Source organism: Phyllobacterium sp., from assembly GCF_037994405.1.
Classification (GTDB): domain Bacteria; phylum Pseudomonadota; class Alphaproteobacteria; order Rhizobiales; family Rhizobiaceae; genus Phyllobacterium.
Genome location: NZ_JBBNAN010000390.1, coordinates 1 through 19,675, shown reverse-complemented (window position 1 = coordinate 19,675; position 19,675 = coordinate 1). Strand labels below are relative to the sequence as shown.

The window sequence follows — 19,675 nt, the reverse complement described above, 5'->3', positions numbered from 1 at the left end:
ATTTCTCTCCAAATGCGGATAATTCGACCAGCGGGTTTGAAAGCTGGTTGGTTTGCTTTGGCAAACCAACGGCCGGGTTTCCGCCCCTCGATAAACTCGGGAGGCGGACACCCACTTTGTCAGGCGGCTTCGTCCGATGGGTAAACATCGGCCTCGCCACCTTCCGCGTGGATTGTCTCGCCATCCGAGAAACAGAACTGCGTCCTATTTGTCACAAGATGCTTTCGTGACACGGCGCATACAAAAACAAAGGCTTGATGAGAATGTCCGAGGAATTGCTGACAGATAAACTTGATCGCCTGATTGCAGTGCTGGAGCGCATGGCGCCGCCGAAGCCTCAACCGGTCAAGCTGGATGTGGCGGATTGTTTTGTATGGAACCCCGATCGCCTCGCGTTCGATCCCGTCAGCAAGGTCAACCGCGTCGATATCTCCCTGATCCGCGGTGTCGACAATGTCCGTGACATCCTCTTTGACAACACAAAGCGCTTTGCCGATGGGTTCCAGGCCAACAATGTGCTTCTTTGGGGTGCACGCGGCATGGGCAAATCATCTCTGGTGAAGGCCGTGCATGCGTCGGTCAACACGGCAGTGCCTGCGGGTGGCCACCCGCTCAAGCTCATTGAGATCCATCGCGAGGACATCGACAGCCTCCCTGCCCTCATGGCCGCCATCAAGGACACGGACTATCGTTTCATCCTTTTCTGCGATGATCTTTCCTTCGATCACGACGACACATCCTACAAATCATTGAAGGCGGCACTTGAAGGCGGTGTCGAGGGCCGGCCAGATAACGTCATCTTCTACGCCACGTCGAACCGGCGTCATCTTCTGCCGCGTGACATGATCGAGAATGAGCGCTCGACCGCGATCAATCCATCCGAAGCTGTTGAAGAAAAAGTCTCGCTTTCCGACCGTTTCGGCCTCTGGCTTGGCTTCCACAAGTGCAGCCAGGATGATTATCTGTCGATGATCGACGGCTATGCTGCACATTTCGATCTCGCCGTGGCAAAAGCACAACTTCATGCCGAAGCGCTGGAGTGGTCAACGACGCGCGGTTCGCGCTCCGGCCGCGTTGCCTGGCAGTTCACACAGGACCTTGCCGGCCGTTTAGGGAAGAAACTCTAGTCAAAAAAGCAAGCCCGCACCTTTTTTCGGCGCGGGCTTTCTTATCGATCAGCTTATCGATCAGGATTCGAGATATTTCGTCGGATCGACCGGTGTCGAGTTCTTGCGGACTTCGAAATGCAGCATCGGCGTCGTTGCGTTGCCGGTCATGCCGGAGCTTCCGAGTTGTTCTCCACGCTTGACCTTCTGACCGCGCTGGACACTCAACTTGCTGGCGTTGCCATAAACCGTGACAAGGCCATTGTCATGGCGGACGAGAACCGTATTGCCGAATTCCTTGAGCCCATCGCCTGCATAGATGACAACGCCATTTTCGGCGGCCTTGATCGGCGTACCTTCCGGCACAGAGATATTGATGCCGTCACTGCCCTTGCCGTAATTGGCAACGACGCGGCCGCGTACTGGCCAACGCATCCCCGAAGCGCCTGTGGCGGAGGGTGCCGCTGCAACGTCCTTCTCGGCGTCGTCAATCACCTTCTCGCTTGCCTGCGGCGGCGTATAAGGTTTGGCTTGCGTATCAGCCTGCTGAGCAGCAGATGCCGCTGCGGGCTGCTGCGGTGCAGTGCTCGCCACGACTTTCGGCTGTTCTACCGGCGGTGTCGATGCGGTCTTGACCTGATCGGTCGCACCCTTCGGCTTCATGTTGTTGGCAACGTTCTGCGCCAGCGACGAATTGGATGGCGGAATAATCAGCGACTGGCCAACGCGGACATTGCCGTCCTTCATGTTGTTCGCCTGTTTGATCGCATCGACATTGGCGCCGGTCTTGCGCGAGATCGCGTGCAGAGTATCGCCGCCCTGAACCGTGTAGGAACCAGTGTTATTCTTGGCAGTGGTGGTCGACGGTGTCGTCGAGCCAGCCGCCTGCTTTTCCTTGACCTGCGGCGCCTGCGGCAGCACAGCAACATTATTGGTTGAACCCTGAGCTGGAGCAGGCTTGGCCGGCATCTTGGCTTCACGGCCATCAGGCGTCTTCAATGTGCCGGAGTTTGCGCCGAGCGGCGCAGCTTTCATCGGCTGGATGGGTTCGGCTGATGCCACTTGCTGTTGCCGCTGCGGAGCGGCAGTGTTTGCAACTGGCGCCAAGGCTGGACGCGAAGGCTGCGATGACACCGGCGGAAGAGCTGATGCGCTCGCTGCGCCGACGGGCGGCAGGCTGCTGCGCTGAACGCCACCGGCGCTACGATCGACCGATGCGGTGTAGTTTGAATCGACCGGCGGCTTGTAAGGCTGCGGACCCGTGTTCTGGGTCTGCATGATCGAACGCTGGTTGTCGCTGTAGCCGGAGCTGAAATCGGCGCTGGTAAAGCGCTGTACGCCCGAACTACAACCGGCAGCCAAACCGGCAACCGTGAGAATAGCGGCATTCAGAGCCAGCCGCCGTGACGCTTTGTCTAGTGTACTCAAACGCATCGCATATCCCGCCCGTACTCAATACAAGAATATTAAGTCGCATTAGATCGCGTTAATGTTACTCGACGGTTAAAAGGCGAATAAAATTTGTAAAAAATTCACCAAACCCGTAAATGGTTGGCGCCGAACCGCACGGAACTGAAGGTCAGTCACAATGCTGCGGCAACACCTTCAAGCAGCGGCAGAAACCGCACCGGCATCATGTCCTCGCGTTCGAAACGGCTGCCGATCTTGGCAAGGCGTGCAACAACTTGCTGCCCTTCAAGCGGGCCGATCGGCGCGACCATCACACCGTTGGACGACAGCAGATCGACATATTGGCGCGGCATGCTTTCAAAGGCTGACCAAACGATAATGCGATCAAACGGACCGTCATGCGCAAGGCCCTGCCGGCCGTCGGCGTGCTTGACGAAAGCGTTCTCGATCTTCAACGCCTGGAGCCGCTGCTGGGCGAGTTCGACAAGTGTTCGATAGCGCTCAAGTGACAGGACACGACCTGCGAGGCGCGCCATCACCGCGGTCGTGAAGCCGCTACCGGTGCCGATTTCGAGCACACGATGCGTCGGCTCGAGATCAAGCGCCCTGATCAGTTGCGCCTGCAGATCGAGTCCTTCCATGAACTCTCCGCACTCGATGGGCAACATTCCTTCACCATAGGCCACATTGCCGAGATTGCCGTTGACGAAGGCCATGCGCGGCGTTGCTTCGAAGGCACTCATCAGCCGCTGGTCAGTCAGCCCAAGCGATCGCATGCGCAGGAGAAAAGCGGCAAATCCCTCACGGTCCGAAAGCGCAGCCTTCATGCGAATGCATTCTCCAGAGTTACGCGCATTTCATGCGCTGTCAGATCGAGCTGTAGCGGTGTGATCGAAATGTAGTTTTTGCGGATCGCAGCCACATCGCTGTTCTCGGCAGGCACATCCTTGCCGCGGCCATAGCGCAACCAATAGTAGGGCAAGCCACGGCCATCATGGCGTTCCTCGATCGCCAGGCCGTGAGAGAGTTTGCCCTGCGCCGTGATGCGGGTGCCAGCGATCTCCGAAGCATTGCAGCTTGGGAAATTGATATTGACGAGCACGCCCTTTGCCAGTTCCACGGACAGGAGCTTCTTCAGGAGTGCTGGGGCACGCTCCTCGACAACTTCCCAGGGCAACACGCGCGCGCCGCCATCGAGATTGTATTCCTGAGACAGCGCAATGGACTTGATACCAAGCAAAGTGCCTTCGATCGCGCCCGCAACAGTGCCGGAATATGTAACGTCATCAGCCATGTTCGAGCCGGAGTTGACACCCGAGATGATCAGATCCGGCGGCTCCGGCATGAGGTGCTTCACGCCCATGATCACGCAGTCGGTGGGCGTTCCGCGCACGGCGTAGTGCCGTTCGTCGATCTTGCGCAGCCGCAAAGGATTGGAAAGTGTCAGGGAATGCGCCAGCCCGCTCTGGTCGGTCTCCGGCGCAATCACCCAGATATCGTCGGACAGCTGTCGGGCAATGCGTTCCAGCACGCTCAGACCTTCCGCATGAATACCATCATCGTTGGTCAAGAGAATGCGCATTGCCCTGCCCCTTACGCTCAAGCTGCTTTTTCGATCCGTTTCAGTCCACCCATATAGGGCAGAAGTGCATCAGGAACTGTGACGCTGCCGTCTTCATTCTGATAATTTTCGACAACGGCAATCAGCGCACGCCCCACGGCGACACCCGAACCGTTCAGTGTATGGACGAAGCGCGTGGACTTCTCGCCCTCCGGCCGGTAGCGCGCATTCATGCGACGTGCCTGAAAATCGCCGCAGACCGAGCAGCTGGAAATTTCGCGGTAGGCCTTTTGCCCCGGAAGCCACACTTCCAGATCATAGGTCTTCTGCGCGCCAAAGCCCATATCGCCAGTGCACAGCGTCAGGGTGCGGAACGACAGGTCGAGCCGCTTCAACACTTCCTCTGCACAGGCCGTCATTCGTTCATGCTCCTCGATCGAACGCTCGGCGTCGGTGATCGATACGAGTTCGACCTTCATGAACTGGTGTTGACGCAGCATCCCGCGCGTGTCGCGGCCGGCAGAACCCGCTTCCGAGCGGAAGCATGCCGTCAGCGCCGTCATGCGGATCGGCAAATCGCGAATGTCGAGGATTTCCTCGCGAACGAGATTGGTCAGCGGCACTTCAGCGGTCGGAATGAGATAGCGGCCGTCGGTGGTCTGGAACAGATCCTCCGCGAACTTCGGCAGCTGGCCCGTGCCATAGAGCACATCGTCATTGACAAGCAGCGGCGGACTGACTTCGGTGTAGCCGTGCTCGGTCGTGTGCAGGTCAAGCATGAACTGACCAAGCGCCCGCTCCAACCTCGATAACTGGCTCTTCAGAACGGTGAAGCGGCTGCCCGAGAGCCTGGCCGCCCGCTCGAAATCCATGTAGCCGAGCTTTTCACCGATCTCGAAATGCTCTTTCGGCTCGAAGGCAAAATTCTTCAGATGGCCGACACGGCGCGTTTCGACATTGCTGGTTTCATCCTTGCCGACCGGAACGTCGCCAAGCGGAATGTTTGGCAGCACCGACAGCGCATCATTCAGCGCGCGGTCAAGCTGACGCTCTTCCTCTTCAGCCGACTGAAGAAATTGCTTGATCTCGGCGACCTCGGCCTTGAGACGCTCGGCCGTTGCCTGATCCTTGGCACCCATCGCCTTGCCAATCTCCTTGGAGGCTGCATTGCGGCGCTCCTGGGCATCCTGCAGCTTGGCGATGTGCTGGCGGCGCTTTTCATCGAGCTCGATCAAACGGGACGATGCCGGCTCATTGCCTCGCTTGGCCAGAGCTGCGTCAAGCGCTTGCGGATTCTCGCGGATCCATTTGATATCGAGCATGGGAATAAAGCCGTATTGGAGTGAATGTTGAGTAAGGACGCGGACGCCCGGTGAAATCAGTGAGCGTCAGGACGAGGAGATTTCACTGGACCCCGATTGCGCTTCGGCATCAGCCGCCGCACGCTTCTTCTCGACCAGACGCGCCATCCAGATGGAAATCTCGTAGAGAATGATCGTCGGGAGTGCAAGACCGATCTGGCTGACCGGGTCTGGCGGCGTGATCACCGCGGCGACGATAAAGGCGATGACGATCGCGTATTTGCGCTTCGACTTCAGTCCTTCGTACCCGACAAGCCCGACGCGTGCGAGCAAGGTGGTGACAACCGGCAGCTGAAACACAAGGCCAAAGGCGAAGATCAGGGTCATAATCAGGCTGAGATATTCGGAAACCTTCGGCAGCAGCGAAATCTGCACTTCACCGGCACCGCCCTGCTGTTGCATGGCAAGGAAGAACCACATGACCATGGGCGTGAAGAAGAAATAGACCAGCGCGCCGCCCATGAGGAAAAGGATCGGCGACGCAATCAGGAATGGCAGAAACGCCATACGCTCATTGCGATAGAGACCCGGTGCCACGAACTTGTAGATTTGTGAGGCAATCACTGGAAAGGCGATGACGATACCACCAAACATCGCGATCTTCACCTGCGTGAAGAAGAATTCCTGCGGGGCGGTATAGATCAGCTGCGCCTTTGCGGGGTCAAAACCTGCCCAGCCCACGGCCCACTGGTAGGGGATCACCAGCAGATTGAACAACTGCTTGGCGTAGTGGAAGCAACCGAGGAAAGCGACAAAGAACGCAACGAGGGCCCAGATCAGGCGCTGGCGCAGTTCGATCAGGTGCTCGATCAGTGGCGCCGAGCTCTTGTCGATATCGTCATCGAACTTGTTCAAGATTGTGTTCCCGTATCGCCAGCTTTAACACGCGGCTTTGCCGTTCTCTTTGTTGGTGCCTTGGCCGGTTTGACCTCAGCGGTTGTCATAGCCTTGGCTGGCGCGGTCTTCTTGGCTGGTGCAGCTTTTGCGGCCCTTTGGGCGGGCGCAGCCTTTTTTGCGGCGCTCGCTGCCTTGGGCTTCGCTGGCTCGGCCGCCACCTTGGGAGCCGCCACTGCCAAAGGCTCCATAACCTGCGGCTGCAACTGAGTAGCACCTGGTGCCTCCGGATCCGGGATTGCGACATTGTCCTTGGCAGTCGAGGTCGCGTCTTTCAGACTGGAGCGGATTTCCTCGCCCATTGTTCTGACTGGATCAAATACCTTGCGAATGTCGCTGCGCGGATCAAGGCCCTTGGCATCATTGATGATGTTCTTGACATCATCAAGTTCCGCCTCCTTGAGCGCCTCATCGAACTGCCGCCGGAATTCACCGGCAGTGGCGCGAAACTTCGCCGTTGCCTTGCCAAATGCGCGCAGCATTTTCGGCAGATCCTTCGGCCCGACCACCACGATCAAGACGATCACGATAACCAGAATTTCCGACCAACCAACTTCAAACATTCATCATGCTCCAGCCACAGCGCGATGGATAGACCGCGCACAGGACAAGGCTAAGCCTCAATCATTCAAGACTTTGTCGTCTTTTCCTTGACTGAATTCACCGGCTGGCTCGTCTGGTTGTCAATTGTCTTGGAATTGTCGGCCGTGTCTTCGTCTTCGCTCATGCCGCTCTTGAAGTTCTTGATGCCCTTGGCAACATCGCCCATGAGCTCAGGAATCTTGCCGCGTCCGAACAGAAGAAGCACGACTGCAAGCACGATAAGCCAGTGCCAGATTGAAAAACTACCCATTTGATCCTCACATTCACCCAACTTGGGCTGATCTATGCCTTTTCCCCGTGCTTTTCAAACACAAGTGTCTTCTGCTGTTTCACATTCATGTAAACGCTACGCAAGCGCGAAGTGAAAACTTCGGCACAAATTCTGCAGCAACGGGCTTTTAGGCCACATTGAGGATAATATTAACCGCGAAGCTTGTCTCAATCATGTTCGACGCGGGGCGTCAAAAGACCGAGTTCTTCGAGGTCGATATCCGTCAGCGGATCTTCGTCTTCGGTCAGTTCGTCCGGATCATTGACCGGGATGGGAACGGCAAAGTTGGCAGGCATCCGGGCGGAGAGCAGCCCTGCCCCCCGCAATTCATCGATCCCAGGCAGATCGCGCACTTCCTGCAGGCCGAAATGATCGAGGAATGAAGCCGTGGTGCCGTAGGTGATGGGTCGACCCGGCGTGCGGCGGCGGCCGCGAAACTTGATCCAACCCGTCTCCATCAACACATCGAGCGTACCCTTCGAGGTTTCGACACCCCGGATATCCTCAAGCTCCGCGCGGGTGACCGGCTGGTGATAAGCGATGATCGCCAGCACCTCCAGTGCTGCGCGCGACAGCTTCTTCTGCTGCGAGGCTTCCCGGTTCATCAGGAAAGCCAGATCAGCGGCGGTCCGAAACGCCCACGCCCCACCAACCTGCCGCAAATTGACACCGCGCTTGGAATAGATCTCTTGCAGTTCCCCAAGCAGCGCGGCGACGTCGACACCCGATGGCAGGCGTTCTTTCAGAGCCTTCTCGCTGACTGGTTCGGCCGATGCGAACAAAATGGCTTCCGCCATGCGCAGCGCTTCCGAAACGGGAACCGACGAATTCCAGTTTCCGGCCGATGCTTCAAGCTCGTCATCCTCGCATTCGAAACGGTCTTCCACGAAGTCAGCCATTGACCATGTCCTCGATTGGCGCACCCGTCTTCTCACCAGCATCTACAGGCTTGTTGCGCAGGTATATCGGCTCGAACGCACGAGTCTGGCGGATCTCAAGATGACCTTCCCGAACCATTTCGAGGCTCGCGGCGAAGGAACTCGCCATTGCCGTCGCCCTTTCGGCTGGGGAAACGATGAACTCCAGCAAATATTGATCGAGCGCCGTCCAGTCCTTCGCCTCACCCACCAGCCGCAACAGGATCGAACGGGCATCCTTCAGCGACCAGACGCTGCGCCGCGCAATCTGCACCTGGGATACCGCGCGCTTCTGCCGCTGTGAAGCATAGGCGGTCAGCAGTTCATACAGCGTGGCAGAATAGGTGTTGGTCTGGTCGACGATTACAGCTTCGGGCATGCCCCGGACAAAGACATCGCGGCCAAGCCTGTTGCGATTGACCAGCTTGGTTGCCGCATCGCGCATGGCCTCCAGACGTTTCAGCCTGAATTGCAGCGTTGCAGCCAGCTCCTCGCCACTTTCGCCATCGTCGCCGGGGATCTTGGGGATCAGAAGTTTCGATTTCAGATAAGCGAGCCAGGCCGCCATAACGAGATAATCGGCCGCAAGCTCCAGGCGCAGCGCCTGCGCCTGACGGATGAACACCAGATACTGCTCCACGAGCGCGAGCACCGAAATACGTGCCAGATCGACACGCTGGTTACGGGCAAGGTGCAGCAGAAGATCAAGCGGGCCTTCGAAACCCTTGATATCTATGACAAGAGAGGGCTCGCTGAGGCCGCGATCGGACGGGCTTTCCCACAACGCCTCCATAGGCGTCACGCTGTTGCCGTTTATCTTTTGCTCGCTCGCAGCCAAATGTCTCTCGCTTCTATGCTACCGCCTCAAATGTGCGCTGGAACTCTTCCCGGAGCTCGTCCTCGCTGGAGGCGTCCGGTTCTTTTCGATAATCGATCGCCTGCTTGGCTCGCTCGAATGCCTTGCCTTCAAGCTCAGGCGTGCACGACGCGACCGCCCTCATCTGCTCCATAATGCCGTGGCAATGAAGCACGATATCGAGGCCTGCCGCAAAGATTGCTTTCGTCCGATCAAAATAATCCCCAGAAAGTGCATTCATGGAGACGTCGTCGCTCATCAGCAGCCCGTCAAACCCTATATAGCCGCGAATGATCTCTTCCACCACCTTGCCGGACGTCGTGGCCGGGCTTTTCGGATCGACCGCAGCGAAGATCACATGCGCGCTCATGGCCATGGGCAGATGCGCCAGAGCGCGGAAAGGCGCAAAATCATGTTCAACAAGCTCATCCAGCGGAGTCGCGACTGTTGGCAATTCATGATGTGTGTCGGCAAAGGCGCGGCCGTGCCCCGGAATGTGCTTGATCACGGGGAGCATGCCGCCGGCAATCAACCCCTCTGCCGCAGCGCGTCCCATGGCAGTCACGATTTCCGGATGCTTGCCATAGGCGCGCGTACCGATCACATCATTGGCACCCTCAACCGGAACGTCGAGTACCGGCAGGCAATCGACGTTGATCCCAAGCTTCAACAGATCGAATGCATGCAGACGGGAAAGCAGCCACGCTGCGCGCAGACCTTTTTCTTCGTCTTCCCGGAAAAGCGCGCCTAACTCCGATCCCGAAGGATAGTTCGGTGCGAGCGGCGGCCGCAACCGTTGCACGCGCCCGCCCTCCTGATCGATCAGCACGAGCGCATCGTCACGCCGGACCAGGTCACGCAGATGCGCACAAAGGTCCTCGATCTGTGCAGGCTCGCTGACATTGCGGGCAAAAAGGATAAAGCCCCAAGGACGTTCATCGCGAAAGAACGCGATCTCGTCCGGGGTCAGCTTCAAACCGGAGGTCCCGGCAATCCATGCTTTTGATTCGCTCATATCCAGAGTCTACTTCCTCGGCGCCAAAAAGGAAAAGGCGGCCATGGCCGCCTTTTCAAGAGAATATTGGAGGCCTTACTGCGTAACGAAGCAGCTGCCGCCCGCAGATTTATATTTGGAGCAAAGATTGATCGCATCATTCTTTGACCCTGCCGGGATCCGGACACGGAAGAACGTACCCTTGCCGGCAATCTCGGCCTGCTTGATATCCACGCCGCGCCCGCCGATCACATTCGCATATTTCTGCGACAGGGATGCGTAGGTTTTCTGCGCGCCTTCAACGTTCGGTTGCGACGCGATCTGGATCAGGTAGGTGCCCGCTGCCGGGGCAGCCGAGGCAACCTGCTGTCCAGCCGCATTTTTCGGCGGTACGCGATCGACGATGTCAAGCGGCTGATCGGCTGGTCGGGAATCGACCGTCGGAACGTTCTTAGGCGCAACCGAAGCGACCGTTTCCTGGGTGATCTTCTTCGTCTCGACCGGCTTGGCAGGCAGTTTGCCCGCAGCCGGCGCCTTCGCTGTCTTTGCCGGCGCTGGCTCTGGCGCAGCAGCCTGCGCAGCTGGCGCGGGCGGCTGGTTGTCCTGTACGAGCGAGCCAATTTCATCATTGCCGGACGCGGTAGGAGCCGCGGGCGCGTTGGCGGTGGCAGGAGCCGGAGCCATGGGCCGTTCAGCCGGAGCGGCAGCGGGACCAGCGTTCACCGGATCATCCGCCTGCGGAATGGATGCAACCATCGTCCCGTCGGGCTTCACCACCATTGTCTGGACCTTGCGTGGCGCAATCGCACCGTTGCGCTCGGTGGGCTGAGCGTTGCTTGCAACGTCCTGCTGTGCCGGGTCGACACGTGCCTCGACCTTGCCATCGAGTGGTGCAGTGGCCTGATCCCCCTCATCCTCATCGGCAGAGAGATCGGCAGGCTGTTCCTGCGTGGTTACGAGCTGATCCTGTTTGGGGGCTTCCGGAGCAGCCGTTGCGCCCTTGTCGTAAACAACCTTGTCCTGATTTGGAACAGTGGCGGTACTCGTCGTTTCCGGCTGAACCTTGATCGGGGTCTTGTCGGCCATGATGACAACAGGCTCACCACCCGTGCCACCGGTCCATTTGTAGGCAACGGCACCGGCGACAGCCACAAGCACGACTGCAGCAGCGACGCCGGGTACAAACAGACTACTCCGGCCCTTAGACTGCTTTTGTCCATAGGGTGTCGTGGCAATATCGACATCGTTCTGTCGCGGGTCGTAGCCAAAGTCGTTGTCTTCTTCCGGACCATGCTGATAGGCAGCCTGGGCGCCAGGACGGCTCGGCTGTGCGCTGGCAGCAGCCATGCCAACGGCTGCCGCACCAGCGGCGGCCGCGTAGCCAGCCGCATTGTAACGGCCTTGCTCCGCTTCGTTGCCGAAGACATCGGCAAAGATATCCGCGAATTCGTCCTTCTCAGGCTCTGCCTTCGCAGGTTCTTCGGCAACGGCCTGGCTCGGGCGCTGGTCTTCTGCTTCGATCGAACCAAACACTTCAGCAAACTCGGTCTCAAGCTCACCGAGCCCGCTATGCTCCGGGGTATCATCCTCGTAATGCACCGCCGGAAGATCCAGCGCTTCCGTATAGTCGACGCGGTTTTCGGTCACTGCCACAGTGTCCACGTCAGGTGCTGCGGCATCAATCGAGGCAGCCGCCCGATCGAGCTCATCGGCATAATCGCTCAACTCGTGCACTTGCGGCAGTGTTGGTGCACTTGCGACAGGCGCAGCAACCGGCACTTCGATCTGCTCGCGAGCTGGCGCAACGGCCTGCTCAACAGTGTGATAGCGCGGGAATACCGGTTCCGATGCCGTTGCGGCAGGTTCTTCCTCAACCTCCGATGGGACTTCGAAATCATCGAAAGCCACCGTCAACTCATCGGCATCGAAATCATCTTGCGCCTGCTCATCCGTGGCTTCAAATGCAGCCGGCTCTTGCATCGGGGCCTGATAAGAATCGGGTTCCGGCACATAGGAAGGTTGCGAAGCAGGCTGATGATACGACGTGGCGCGGCCGATCGACGGCTCGGGGTCCGTACGGCCTATCGCATGTGTCTGTGAACCGTAGCCCCAGGAAGCATTGGCCGAACGCTGCACGACCGGCTGCGCCGATCCTGCAAGCAGGGTCTCGAGCTCATCTTCCAGGCTGAGCGACGGCGCGGCCGCAGCCGGGCGCTCTTCACGTTGCGCAGCAGCCGCTGCACCCTCGCCCGCTACATTGTCCGCATACGATACATCTGGCTCGTAGTCGGCATAGTCGGGTTCTTCATAAGCGGCCACCGGCTCGGCAGGCGCGTCCTGACGGTCGTAAGAAGGCTCGCTCGCCATCAGTTCGCGCTCGATGGATTCCTGAAAATCCTGCACCACGGATTGATCGTCATCCGCTGGCTCGTTCTGATCGGGAACCTGCCCGGCGGACTGAGAAGCGGCTTGCTCGTCGAAGCCTCCCATCAGTTCGCGTTCGAGATCCAAGGCAAAATCATCAGCCGATTCGTCCTGCTCGGGCGTTCCCATAATGCGGGAAAGCTCCATCAGAGGGTCATCATTACCGAATCGCGAATCATCCTGCCGGTGAGAACGCTGAAGATAGTTGTCCGCCATGGCGTTAATCCTGTACTCTCAACTGTGGGACGTCCGAGGACGTCACGCATTGGCCTTACCAGCGCAATGTGGGCAAAAGTTGACAGGATTGCTACGCTTTTCCGTGCATTCTAGCGCATTTCAGTCGGGGCGTCCGCACCTATTATTGACAATCCGGACGCCAGGACCTTCGAAACAACCTGAACCAGCCCTAGCCTGGCTTGGGACAAGTTTGGATCGTTAACCTTAATAAAACGTAAGTCCGGATTTTCGGTTCCCTTGTTCCACTGCGTGTGCAGCGAACTTGCAAGGTCGTAAAGGTAGAAAGCCAGCCTGTGCGGCTCCTGGTGCAAGGCCGCCGTTTCGATCAGCCGCGGATATTCTGCAAGCTTGCGGATGAGCGCAATTTCGCTCTCGTCCGTCAGCAGATGAAAATGCCGGGCACTGCCCGCCAATGCTTCCTCGCCGATGCCAAGCTGCTCCATCGCCTGCCGGAAAACCGAATGGCACCGCGCAGAAGCATATTGGACATAGAACACAGGGTTGTCCTTGGAATGTTCCGTGACCTTGGCGAAATCGAAATCCAGCGGCGCGTCATTCTTCCGGTACAGCATCATGAACCGGACAGGATCCCGGCCCACTTCCTCCACGACGTCGCGCAAGGTGACGAATTCACCCGAACGCTTCGACATCCGCACTGGTTCGCCATTGCGATAAAGCTTGACCAACTGGCAAATCAGTACCGTCAGCTTCGCCGTTCCACCGGAAACAGCGCGCGCCAGCGCTTCGAGCCGCTTGATATACCCACCATGATCCGCGCCAAGCACATAGATCATTTCGTCGAAGTGCCGGTCGTATTTGTCCTTGAAATAGGCAACGTCGGCGGCGAAATAGGTGAACTGGCCGTCCGACTTGACCAAAGGCCGGTCAATATCATCGCCGACATCGGTCGACCGGAACAGGGTCTGCTCGCGATCTTCCCAATCTTCCGGCAGTTGGCCCTTGGGCGGCGGCAGCTTGCCCTTGTAGACATGGCCCTTCAACGTCAGATCGTTGATGGCCGACCGGATCAGCTTGGCGTTGTTCGCGTGCAGTGTCCGTTCAGAAAAGAACACGTCATGATGCACGTTGAGCGCGGCGAGGTCGTCACGGATCATTGCCATCATTGCGTCGATCGTCCGGTCCTTGACGAGGGCAAGCGCCTCGTCTTCCGGCATTTCCAGAAGCTTCGTGCCGAAATCATTTGCAAGCGCCTGCCCGACCGCAATGAGATAATCGCCCGGATAGAGTCCTGCCGTGATCTCGCCGATGTGCTCACCCAGTGCCTCGCGGTAGCGCAGCATCACGGAACTTGTCAGCACATCGATCTGAGCGCCCGCATCATTGATGTAGTATTCCTTGGCGACGTCATAACCGGCAAACTTGAGAAGATTTGCCAAGGCGTCGCCAACCACAGCGCCACGGCAATGGCCGACATGCATCGGACCGGTAGGATTGGCGGAGACATATTCGACATTGACGCGGTGACCATAGCCGAGTTTCGACCGTCCGTAGTCGAGACCCGCGCTCAGCATGCCGGCCAACTGTCTGTGCCAATAGGAATCCTTCAGACGCAGATTGATGAATCCGGGTCCCGCCACGTCGATACTACCGACATCGGGATCATTTTTCAAAGCATCGCCAATCTTTACCGCGAGTTCGCGCGGATTTTGACCGACAGCCTTGGAAAGAACCATAGCCGCATTGGTCGCGATATCGCCGTGGCTTGGATCGCGCGGCGGCTCGACGCCCACGCGTGACAAATCCACCCCAGCGCCATCTGTTGTTTTCAATTCAAGCGCTTGCAGGGCTTTCTTAATCCGCGCATCGAAATCAGCGAAGATATTCATGACGTGATACTCATTCGGGGTTTGTAAAGATTGATCGGTCTAGTCACCGAAGTTGGCGCACGCCTTAGGCCAAATCGGGCGTGTCGTCAAACAACCGGCGGTGTTCGCGCACAGCATAGGTGTCAGTCATCCCTGCCAGAAAGTCCGCCACAAGCCTTGCGCGAGCGGTCAAATCGCCCTTTGTCCGGCCATCGCGCCAGCCTTCCGGCATGCATTGCTCATCGGCGAGATAGGCATCGAACAGCTCTCGCACAATCCTGTCAGCGGACTTGCGCACCCGCATCACGCTCTCGTGGAAGTAGAGATTTTTGTAGAGAAACGCCTTGAGTGCCTTCTCCCGCTCGCGCAACGGCCCTGAAAATCCGATGATCGTTCGTCCGGCATCGTGAATATCGGAAAGTGTCTGCGGCTTGAGGGTGTTCAGATTGGCCTGCGCGCTGCGGATAACGTCTTCGACCATGATTGTAATCTGCCGCCGCACGATCTCATGCGATGTACGTACATTGTCGAGCGCCGGATATTTTTGCCGGACGGCGCGCAGGATGTCCCCGGTGATCGCTACCTCTTCCAGTGCATCGAGGGACAACAGGCCTGAGCGAAGCCCGTCATCGATATCATGCGCATTATAGGCTATGTCGTCGGCAATGGCCGCACATTGCGCTTCGAGCGAGGCGAACTTGCTGAGTTCCAGGTCGTTTTGCGCATTGTACTCAAGAATAGGATCTGGCACCGGATGCTTGAGCCCATTGCCTTGATCGTCCATCAGCGGACCGTTGTGCTTGACCAGCCCTTCCAGCGTTTCCCAAGTCAGATTAAGCCCATCAAACTCGGCATAACGCTTTTCGAGGTTGGTCACGATGCGCAATGACTGCGCGTTGTGGTCGAACCCGCCATACTCCCGCATCTTGTCATTGAGCGCATCTTCGCCCGTATGTCCAAACGGCGTGTGGCCGAAATCATGCACGAGCGCGATCGCCTCCGCCAGATCCTCGTCGAGCCGCATGGACCGTGCCAGCGCCCGGGCGATTTGCGCCACTTCGATGGAGTGCGTCAGCCTCGTGCGATAGTGATCGCCCTCATGGGCGATAAACACCTGCGTCTTGTGCTTCAGCCGCCGGAAAGCGGTTGAATGGATGATACGGTCGCGATCGCGCTGAAATACGGTGCGTGTCGGGCTTTCGCTCTCCAGGACAAGCCGCCCGCGGCTTTGTTCGGGATCGCAGGCGTAAGGCGCTCTTTCTCTGTAACCGAAACCGATACCCTGCATGGACATAATTGAAATGCGTGCCTTCCGGTTTTGCGACTGCTGACATCGTTGACTTCCCAGTCGCCAATTCTTAGCTATGGTGTATGATGAACGGCAAGCTATGACATGGCAATGTCAACTGCAGCGGAGCAATCCGCAAAGGAACTCAAAAGAATGACCGAAGTTGCAAATGTCTCAGTCTCCGATGCCGCTGCGAAGCGCATTTCGGCGATTCTGCAATCCGATCCGGAAAAGACCGCCCTGCGCATTTCCGTCGAGGGCGGCGGGTGCTCGGGCTTTTCTTATAAGTATGATCTGGTCGACGCCCAGGACGAAGACGATATCGTCATCGAGAAGCTCGGCGCCAAGGTGCTGATCGATTCCATCTCCCTGCCCTATATTGGCGGTTCAGAAATTGACTTCGTTGACGACCTGATGGGCCAGTCCTTCCAGATCCGCAATCCCAACGCGACCTCGTCCTGCGGCTGCGGAACCAGCTTCTCGGTCTGATCCCATCTTTATAAACATCGTCGTTGCAACGCGGATAATTCATGAAAATCGTTACCTGGAACATCAACGGCGTGAAGGCACGCATCGAAGTTCTCACGACGTGGCTGCAGGAATCCGATCCGGACATCGTCTGCCTCCAGGAAATCAAATCCGTCGACGAAAGCTTTCCGCGTTTCGAGCTTGAAGCGCTTGGCTATCACGTGGAAACCCATGGCCAGAAAGGCTTCAATGGCGTCGCCATCCTGTCGAAGAAAACACCTGACGAGGTGACGCGCGGCCTTCCTGGCGATGATGCCGACGAACAGGCACGCTTCATCGAAGCGGTCTTCTCCACCGAGAAAGGCGCAGTGCGCGTCGCCTCACTGTACCTGCCCAATGGCAACCCGATCGATACGGCGAAATTCCCGTATAAGTTGGGCTGGATGGCGCGGCTTGAGCGCTGGGCCGAAGATCGGCTGACGCTCGAAGAGCCGCTTATCCTCGCTGGCGACTACAATGTCATACCCGAGGCGATTGACGCCAAGATCCCGGAAGCCTGGGTTAATGATGCGCTGTTTCAGCCCGAAACCCGCCAGGCTTTCCGCCGCCTTGAAAATCTCGGCTTCACGGACGCCGTCCGCAGCGTTACCGAAGACGGCGGCACCTATACGTTCTGGGATTATCAGGCTGGCGCCTGGCAGAAGAACAACGGCATTCGCATCGACCATTTTATGCTGTCACCAGAAGCCGCGAACCTGCTTGAGTCTGCCAGTATTGAGAAGCATGTCCGCGCCTGGGAAAAGCCGTCGGACCATGTGCCCGTTGCGATAACGATTGCGTAGCGGACTGCTCTGGTCAGATCGTTCGAGAGTTCAGCCTGATCCGGCTGCCAGTCAGCGTGGATTTGCGAAGGTCTCTAAAAATCACCGGTCTTGATGATATCCTCGGCCAACACCATTGCGGTGCGCCGGTCGGCCTCATCCGATATGGAAAATGCCTGTTCCTGAATATCACCGATCCAGACGCGATCCTGTTTGCTGGCGTGTTCAAGTGCGGCGGTCATCATCGCCAGCCCCCGCACGGTCTTGCCGGCCTGGAACAACAGGTTGCCGAGCATGGCCTGTGCGCCCGCATTGCCCTTCTGTGCTGACAGACGGAACCAGCGTGCGGCCTGATTAGGGTTGGGCTGGCCGCCCTCGCCCTTCATCAGCATCTTGCCAAGCTCGAACTGCGCGTCGGAGTCGCCGAAATTCGACGCTGCCTGCAGATAAAGATCACGCGCAGCGCTGGGATTGGAGTTGATCGGCGAATTGGGGATACCACGTTTCAGATAGCCGGCAAGCGCAACAAGCGCGTCTGCGACATAGCTTTCATTCTGCGTGCCCTGATCGGCGCCCTCGCGAATGACTTGCTCGAACATCTTGTAAGCTTGGTAGTCATCCTCCTTGACGCCGTCGCCTTCCGCATACATGCGAGCGAGCTTCCAGTTGGCGCCCTGATGACCCTTTTCGGCGGCAAAGCGCAGCGCCTTGACCGCTTCGTCCTTATGGCCATTCTTGTAGGCTGAAAAACCGAACTTGAAGAGTGCGAACGGGCTTGAATCCTCGTTCATTTCATTGTTGGTGTCGAAGGCGTAGCAAGGCACCGCCATCGCGCTCATCATAAGGCCAATCCCGACCAGCGGAGCGACAAGACGATCAGTGATGAACATGGCACTGTCCCTTCACCCTGAACAGCTCTGTCGCGACCTGAATGCGCGCCAACTCAACTGTCCGGGCACAATACCCGCCAGACTGCGTCGACACTGCAGCCAGCAACGGGAAGTGCAAATCTCGCACCTCATTCCAGCAATCATTTGACCGATTTCCGGCAATAGTGGGGCTCACGATAAAATGATGGCCAAACGTCAGGCGACGTCTTGAAAGGCTGGGCTGTCTAATAAGTCTCGTGTCCATCATTTTCCCACGCGGAACATCTGTACTATTACTCGATGTCTTCAACCACCAACGATCGCCGCCCCTTTGAGGTGCTCCGGGTTTGTGGCGCAAAATGGGCAAATTTGACCTCCGCCCCCGCGCCAAAGATCATCGCTTAGAAGTGTTGCTGAATCGTCACAAAATTTGATGGGCGCCGATTATCCTTGCATCGAAAAATCGTTGTAACGTCCAAGGATAGCTCAATAAAAAAGCCCGGTCGTTGGCCGGGCTTTCTTCTAAACGGGCACTTTGATCAGAACTTGACCTTGCCGGAGATCGATAGCGCAGTGACCAGATCATCGCCAAAGTCATAGGTGACTTCGGTGCCGCAGGGCTGGTTTCCGGTGCACGGCGTTGGGCCGAAGGAGCCAGACGTTAGCATCCCGATGGCGCCACCAACACGCAACTCAACATTCTTGTTCGGAGTGTAGGCGACGCCACCTGACAGGAGGTAGGTATCCGTCAGCGTGGTCAAGCCGGTCGACGTGCCACGATCCCAACTGAGCTGAGCCGAGGCGGCCCACTGATCGTTGAATTTGTGACCAAGGCCGGCAGAAATGGTCCAGCCGTCCTGGAACATGAGATCCAGCGATGTTAACCGGAACCGCGAACTTGGTCCGCACGATCCGAGGGCTTTCGAGGCTGTGGGGCAGAACGCGATGACCTCGAGAACGCTCCAATCAACCCATTTCACCTGTCCGAAGGCCAGCCAATCCGGAGCAATACCGGTCTGCCAGCGGAAATCAACCGACTGAGGCATCGTCGCTGTGCCGTAAACGTCAGTCACCTGTCCTATGGCTGGATTACGAAGTGGTCCAGCCAGGACTGACGGAATCTCTGTCAGATCGACCGTGCCATTGATCTGACCGAGATCCACTTCGGCGTTGTAGATCAGGCTGGCGCGAAATGCATATTCTGGGATTTCATAGGCAACGCCGGCGCGCCAGCCCCAGCCATCTGCAGAGAGGTCAAGAAGACCAGATCCATTGAAACCGAGGGCTGACGCGTTGAAAGGCCGGCCCGGCTGACTGAGAAGACCACTGATAATAGTGGGGTCAAGCACCATGCGCCGTTTGAAGCCGGAGACTTCCTGGTAGGATACACCGCCGATAGCGCGCAGCTGACCTTTTCCAACATCGAACCGATAAGAACAGGTCAGTCCGTAGTCGTGGCTTCTGATCTTGGTTTCGATATTCTCATTGTTTCCCTGCCAATCAAAGCCAGGTTCCGTGTGAACGCCCCATGGTTCGGCGTAGCTGCCAAGGCAGTCGGCATCGTCGGTCAGCCCGACCTTCGCGCCAAAACGCGGAACGGTGTAATCAGGGGTTTCGTCCACGGACGTTTTGGGACCGCCTGGGCCATTACGAGGGTTGGTGTCGTGCGCGTTTTCGATCTTGCGATCAGGCATGACATAGATAGCGCCAGCTTCCGATGCAAAGCGACCTGGCTCGAACAGCAATTCCCAGTTGTAGCCTCCGCGCTC

Annotated in this window: 19 protein-coding genes; 4 read left to right on the top strand and 15 right to left on the bottom strand. The window is 57.8% G+C overall.

The window, feature by feature from the left end; translation table 11 throughout:
* Nucleotides 1-230, top strand: a 230-nt coding sequence (locus tag AAAC48_RS21755) for a hypothetical protein (RefSeq protein WP_340656191.1), incomplete at its 5' end; no start/stop codon positions are given.
* A gap of 33 nt (nucleotides 231-263) precedes the next feature.
* Nucleotides 264-1,127 carry an ATP-binding protein gene (locus AAAC48_RS21750; RefSeq protein ID WP_340656190.1) on the top strand — a complete coding sequence of 288 codons (864 nt, stop codon included), beginning with the start codon at nucleotides 264-266 and terminating at the stop codon, nucleotides 1,125-1,127.
* Nucleotides 1,128-1,187: 60 nt separating this feature from the next.
* Here the strand turns inward: AAAC48_RS21750 and AAAC48_RS21745 are convergent, their stop codons facing one another.
* The 13 genes from AAAC48_RS21745 to AAAC48_RS21685 form a co-directional block, all read right to left on the bottom strand.
* Nucleotides 1,188-2,540 carry a peptidoglycan DD-metalloendopeptidase family protein gene (locus AAAC48_RS21745; RefSeq protein WP_340656189.1) on the bottom strand — a complete coding sequence of 451 codons (1,353 nt, stop codon included), beginning with the start codon at nucleotides 2,538-2,540 and terminating at the stop codon, nucleotides 1,188-1,190.
* Between the two features lie 149 nt (nucleotides 2,541-2,689).
* Entirely contained in the window at nucleotides 2,690-3,343 is a 654-nt protein-coding gene (locus AAAC48_RS21740; protein ID WP_340656188.1) for a protein-L-isoaspartate(D-aspartate) O-methyltransferase, read from the bottom strand.
* Nucleotides 3,340-4,098 (bottom strand): 5'/3'-nucleotidase SurE, encoded by a 759-nt coding sequence (surE, locus tag AAAC48_RS21735; RefSeq protein ID WP_340656187.1) that lies wholly within the window; start codon nucleotides 4,096-4,098, stop codon nucleotides 3,340-3,342. Before surE ends, AAAC48_RS21740 begins: the two co-directional genes overlap by 4 nt.
* A 17-nt stretch (nucleotides 4,099-4,115) precedes the next feature.
* Nucleotides 4,116-5,399 (bottom strand): serine--tRNA ligase, encoded by a 1,284-nt coding sequence (gene serS / locus AAAC48_RS21730; RefSeq protein WP_340656186.1) that lies wholly within the window; start codon nucleotides 5,397-5,399, stop codon nucleotides 4,116-4,118.
* 66 nt (nucleotides 5,400-5,465) lie between these two features.
* On the bottom strand, nucleotides 5,466-6,293 hold the full coding sequence (gene tatC, locus AAAC48_RS21725; RefSeq protein WP_340656185.1) for a twin-arginine translocase subunit TatC: 828 nt from the start codon (nucleotides 6,291-6,293) through the stop codon (nucleotides 5,466-5,468).
* Nucleotides 6,290-6,895, bottom strand: a complete 606-nt coding sequence (gene tatB / locus AAAC48_RS21720; protein WP_340656184.1) for a Sec-independent protein translocase protein TatB — start codon at nucleotides 6,893-6,895, stop codon at nucleotides 6,290-6,292. The genes tatC and tatB overlap by 4 nt, the downstream gene beginning before the upstream one ends.
* Before the next feature lie 65 nt (nucleotides 6,896-6,960).
* A complete protein-coding gene (locus AAAC48_RS21715; protein WP_340656183.1) occupies nucleotides 6,961-7,185 on the bottom strand; it encodes a twin-arginine translocase TatA/TatE family subunit in 225 nt (74 codons plus the stop codon).
* Between the two features lie 188 nt (nucleotides 7,186-7,373).
* Nucleotides 7,374-8,105, bottom strand: coding sequence for an SMC-Scp complex subunit ScpB (scpB, locus tag AAAC48_RS21710; protein ID WP_340656182.1), 732 nt, complete (start codon nucleotides 8,103-8,105; stop codon nucleotides 7,374-7,376).
* On the bottom strand, nucleotides 8,098-8,961 hold the full coding sequence (locus tag AAAC48_RS21705; protein ID WP_340656181.1) for a ScpA family protein: 864 nt from the start codon (nucleotides 8,959-8,961) through the stop codon (nucleotides 8,098-8,100). The genes scpB and AAAC48_RS21705 overlap by 8 nt, the downstream gene beginning before the upstream one ends.
* Nucleotides 8,962-8,974: 13 nt before the next feature.
* Nucleotides 8,975-9,994: a beta-N-acetylhexosaminidase gene (nagZ, locus tag AAAC48_RS21700; protein ID WP_340656180.1), complete on the bottom strand. Its 1,020-nt coding sequence runs from the start codon at nucleotides 9,992-9,994 to the stop codon at nucleotides 8,975-8,977.
* Between the two features lie 75 nt (nucleotides 9,995-10,069).
* Nucleotides 10,070-12,613: an SPOR domain-containing protein gene (locus AAAC48_RS21695; protein WP_340656179.1), complete on the bottom strand. Its 2,544-nt coding sequence runs from the start codon at nucleotides 12,611-12,613 to the stop codon at nucleotides 10,070-10,072.
* A 110-nt stretch (nucleotides 12,614-12,723) separates the two neighbouring features.
* Nucleotides 12,724-14,481, bottom strand: a complete 1,758-nt coding sequence (argS, locus tag AAAC48_RS21690; RefSeq protein WP_340656178.1) for an arginine--tRNA ligase — start codon at nucleotides 14,479-14,481, stop codon at nucleotides 12,724-12,726.
* A 64-nt stretch (nucleotides 14,482-14,545) separates the two neighbouring features.
* Complete coding sequence (locus AAAC48_RS21685) at nucleotides 14,546-15,754, bottom strand: deoxyguanosinetriphosphate triphosphohydrolase (protein ID WP_340656177.1); 1,209 nt, start codon at nucleotides 15,752-15,754, stop codon at nucleotides 14,546-14,548.
* 147 nt (nucleotides 15,755-15,901) lie between these two features.
* Between AAAC48_RS21685 and erpA the strand changes: the two genes are divergently transcribed.
* Nucleotides 15,902-16,237, top strand: a complete 336-nt coding sequence (gene erpA, locus AAAC48_RS21680) for an iron-sulfur cluster insertion protein ErpA (RefSeq protein WP_340656176.1) — start codon at nucleotides 15,902-15,904, stop codon at nucleotides 16,235-16,237.
* 41 nt (nucleotides 16,238-16,278) lie between these two features.
* Nucleotides 16,279-17,058 (top strand): exodeoxyribonuclease III, encoded by a 780-nt coding sequence (xth, locus tag AAAC48_RS21675; protein ID WP_340656175.1) that lies wholly within the window; start codon nucleotides 16,279-16,281, stop codon nucleotides 17,056-17,058.
* A 74-nt stretch (nucleotides 17,059-17,132) separates the two neighbouring features.
* Here xth and AAAC48_RS21670 read toward each other — a convergent pair whose 3' ends face one another.
* Both AAAC48_RS21670 and AAAC48_RS21665 read right to left on the bottom strand, forming a co-directional pair.
* Nucleotides 17,133-17,879: a tetratricopeptide repeat protein gene (locus tag AAAC48_RS21670; RefSeq protein ID WP_340656192.1), complete on the bottom strand. Its 747-nt coding sequence runs from the start codon at nucleotides 17,877-17,879 to the stop codon at nucleotides 17,133-17,135.
* Between the two features lie 566 nt (nucleotides 17,880-18,445).
* On the bottom strand, nucleotides 18,446-19,675 hold a 1,230-nt coding region (locus AAAC48_RS21665; RefSeq protein ID WP_340656174.1), incomplete at its 5' end, for an OmpP1/FadL family transporter.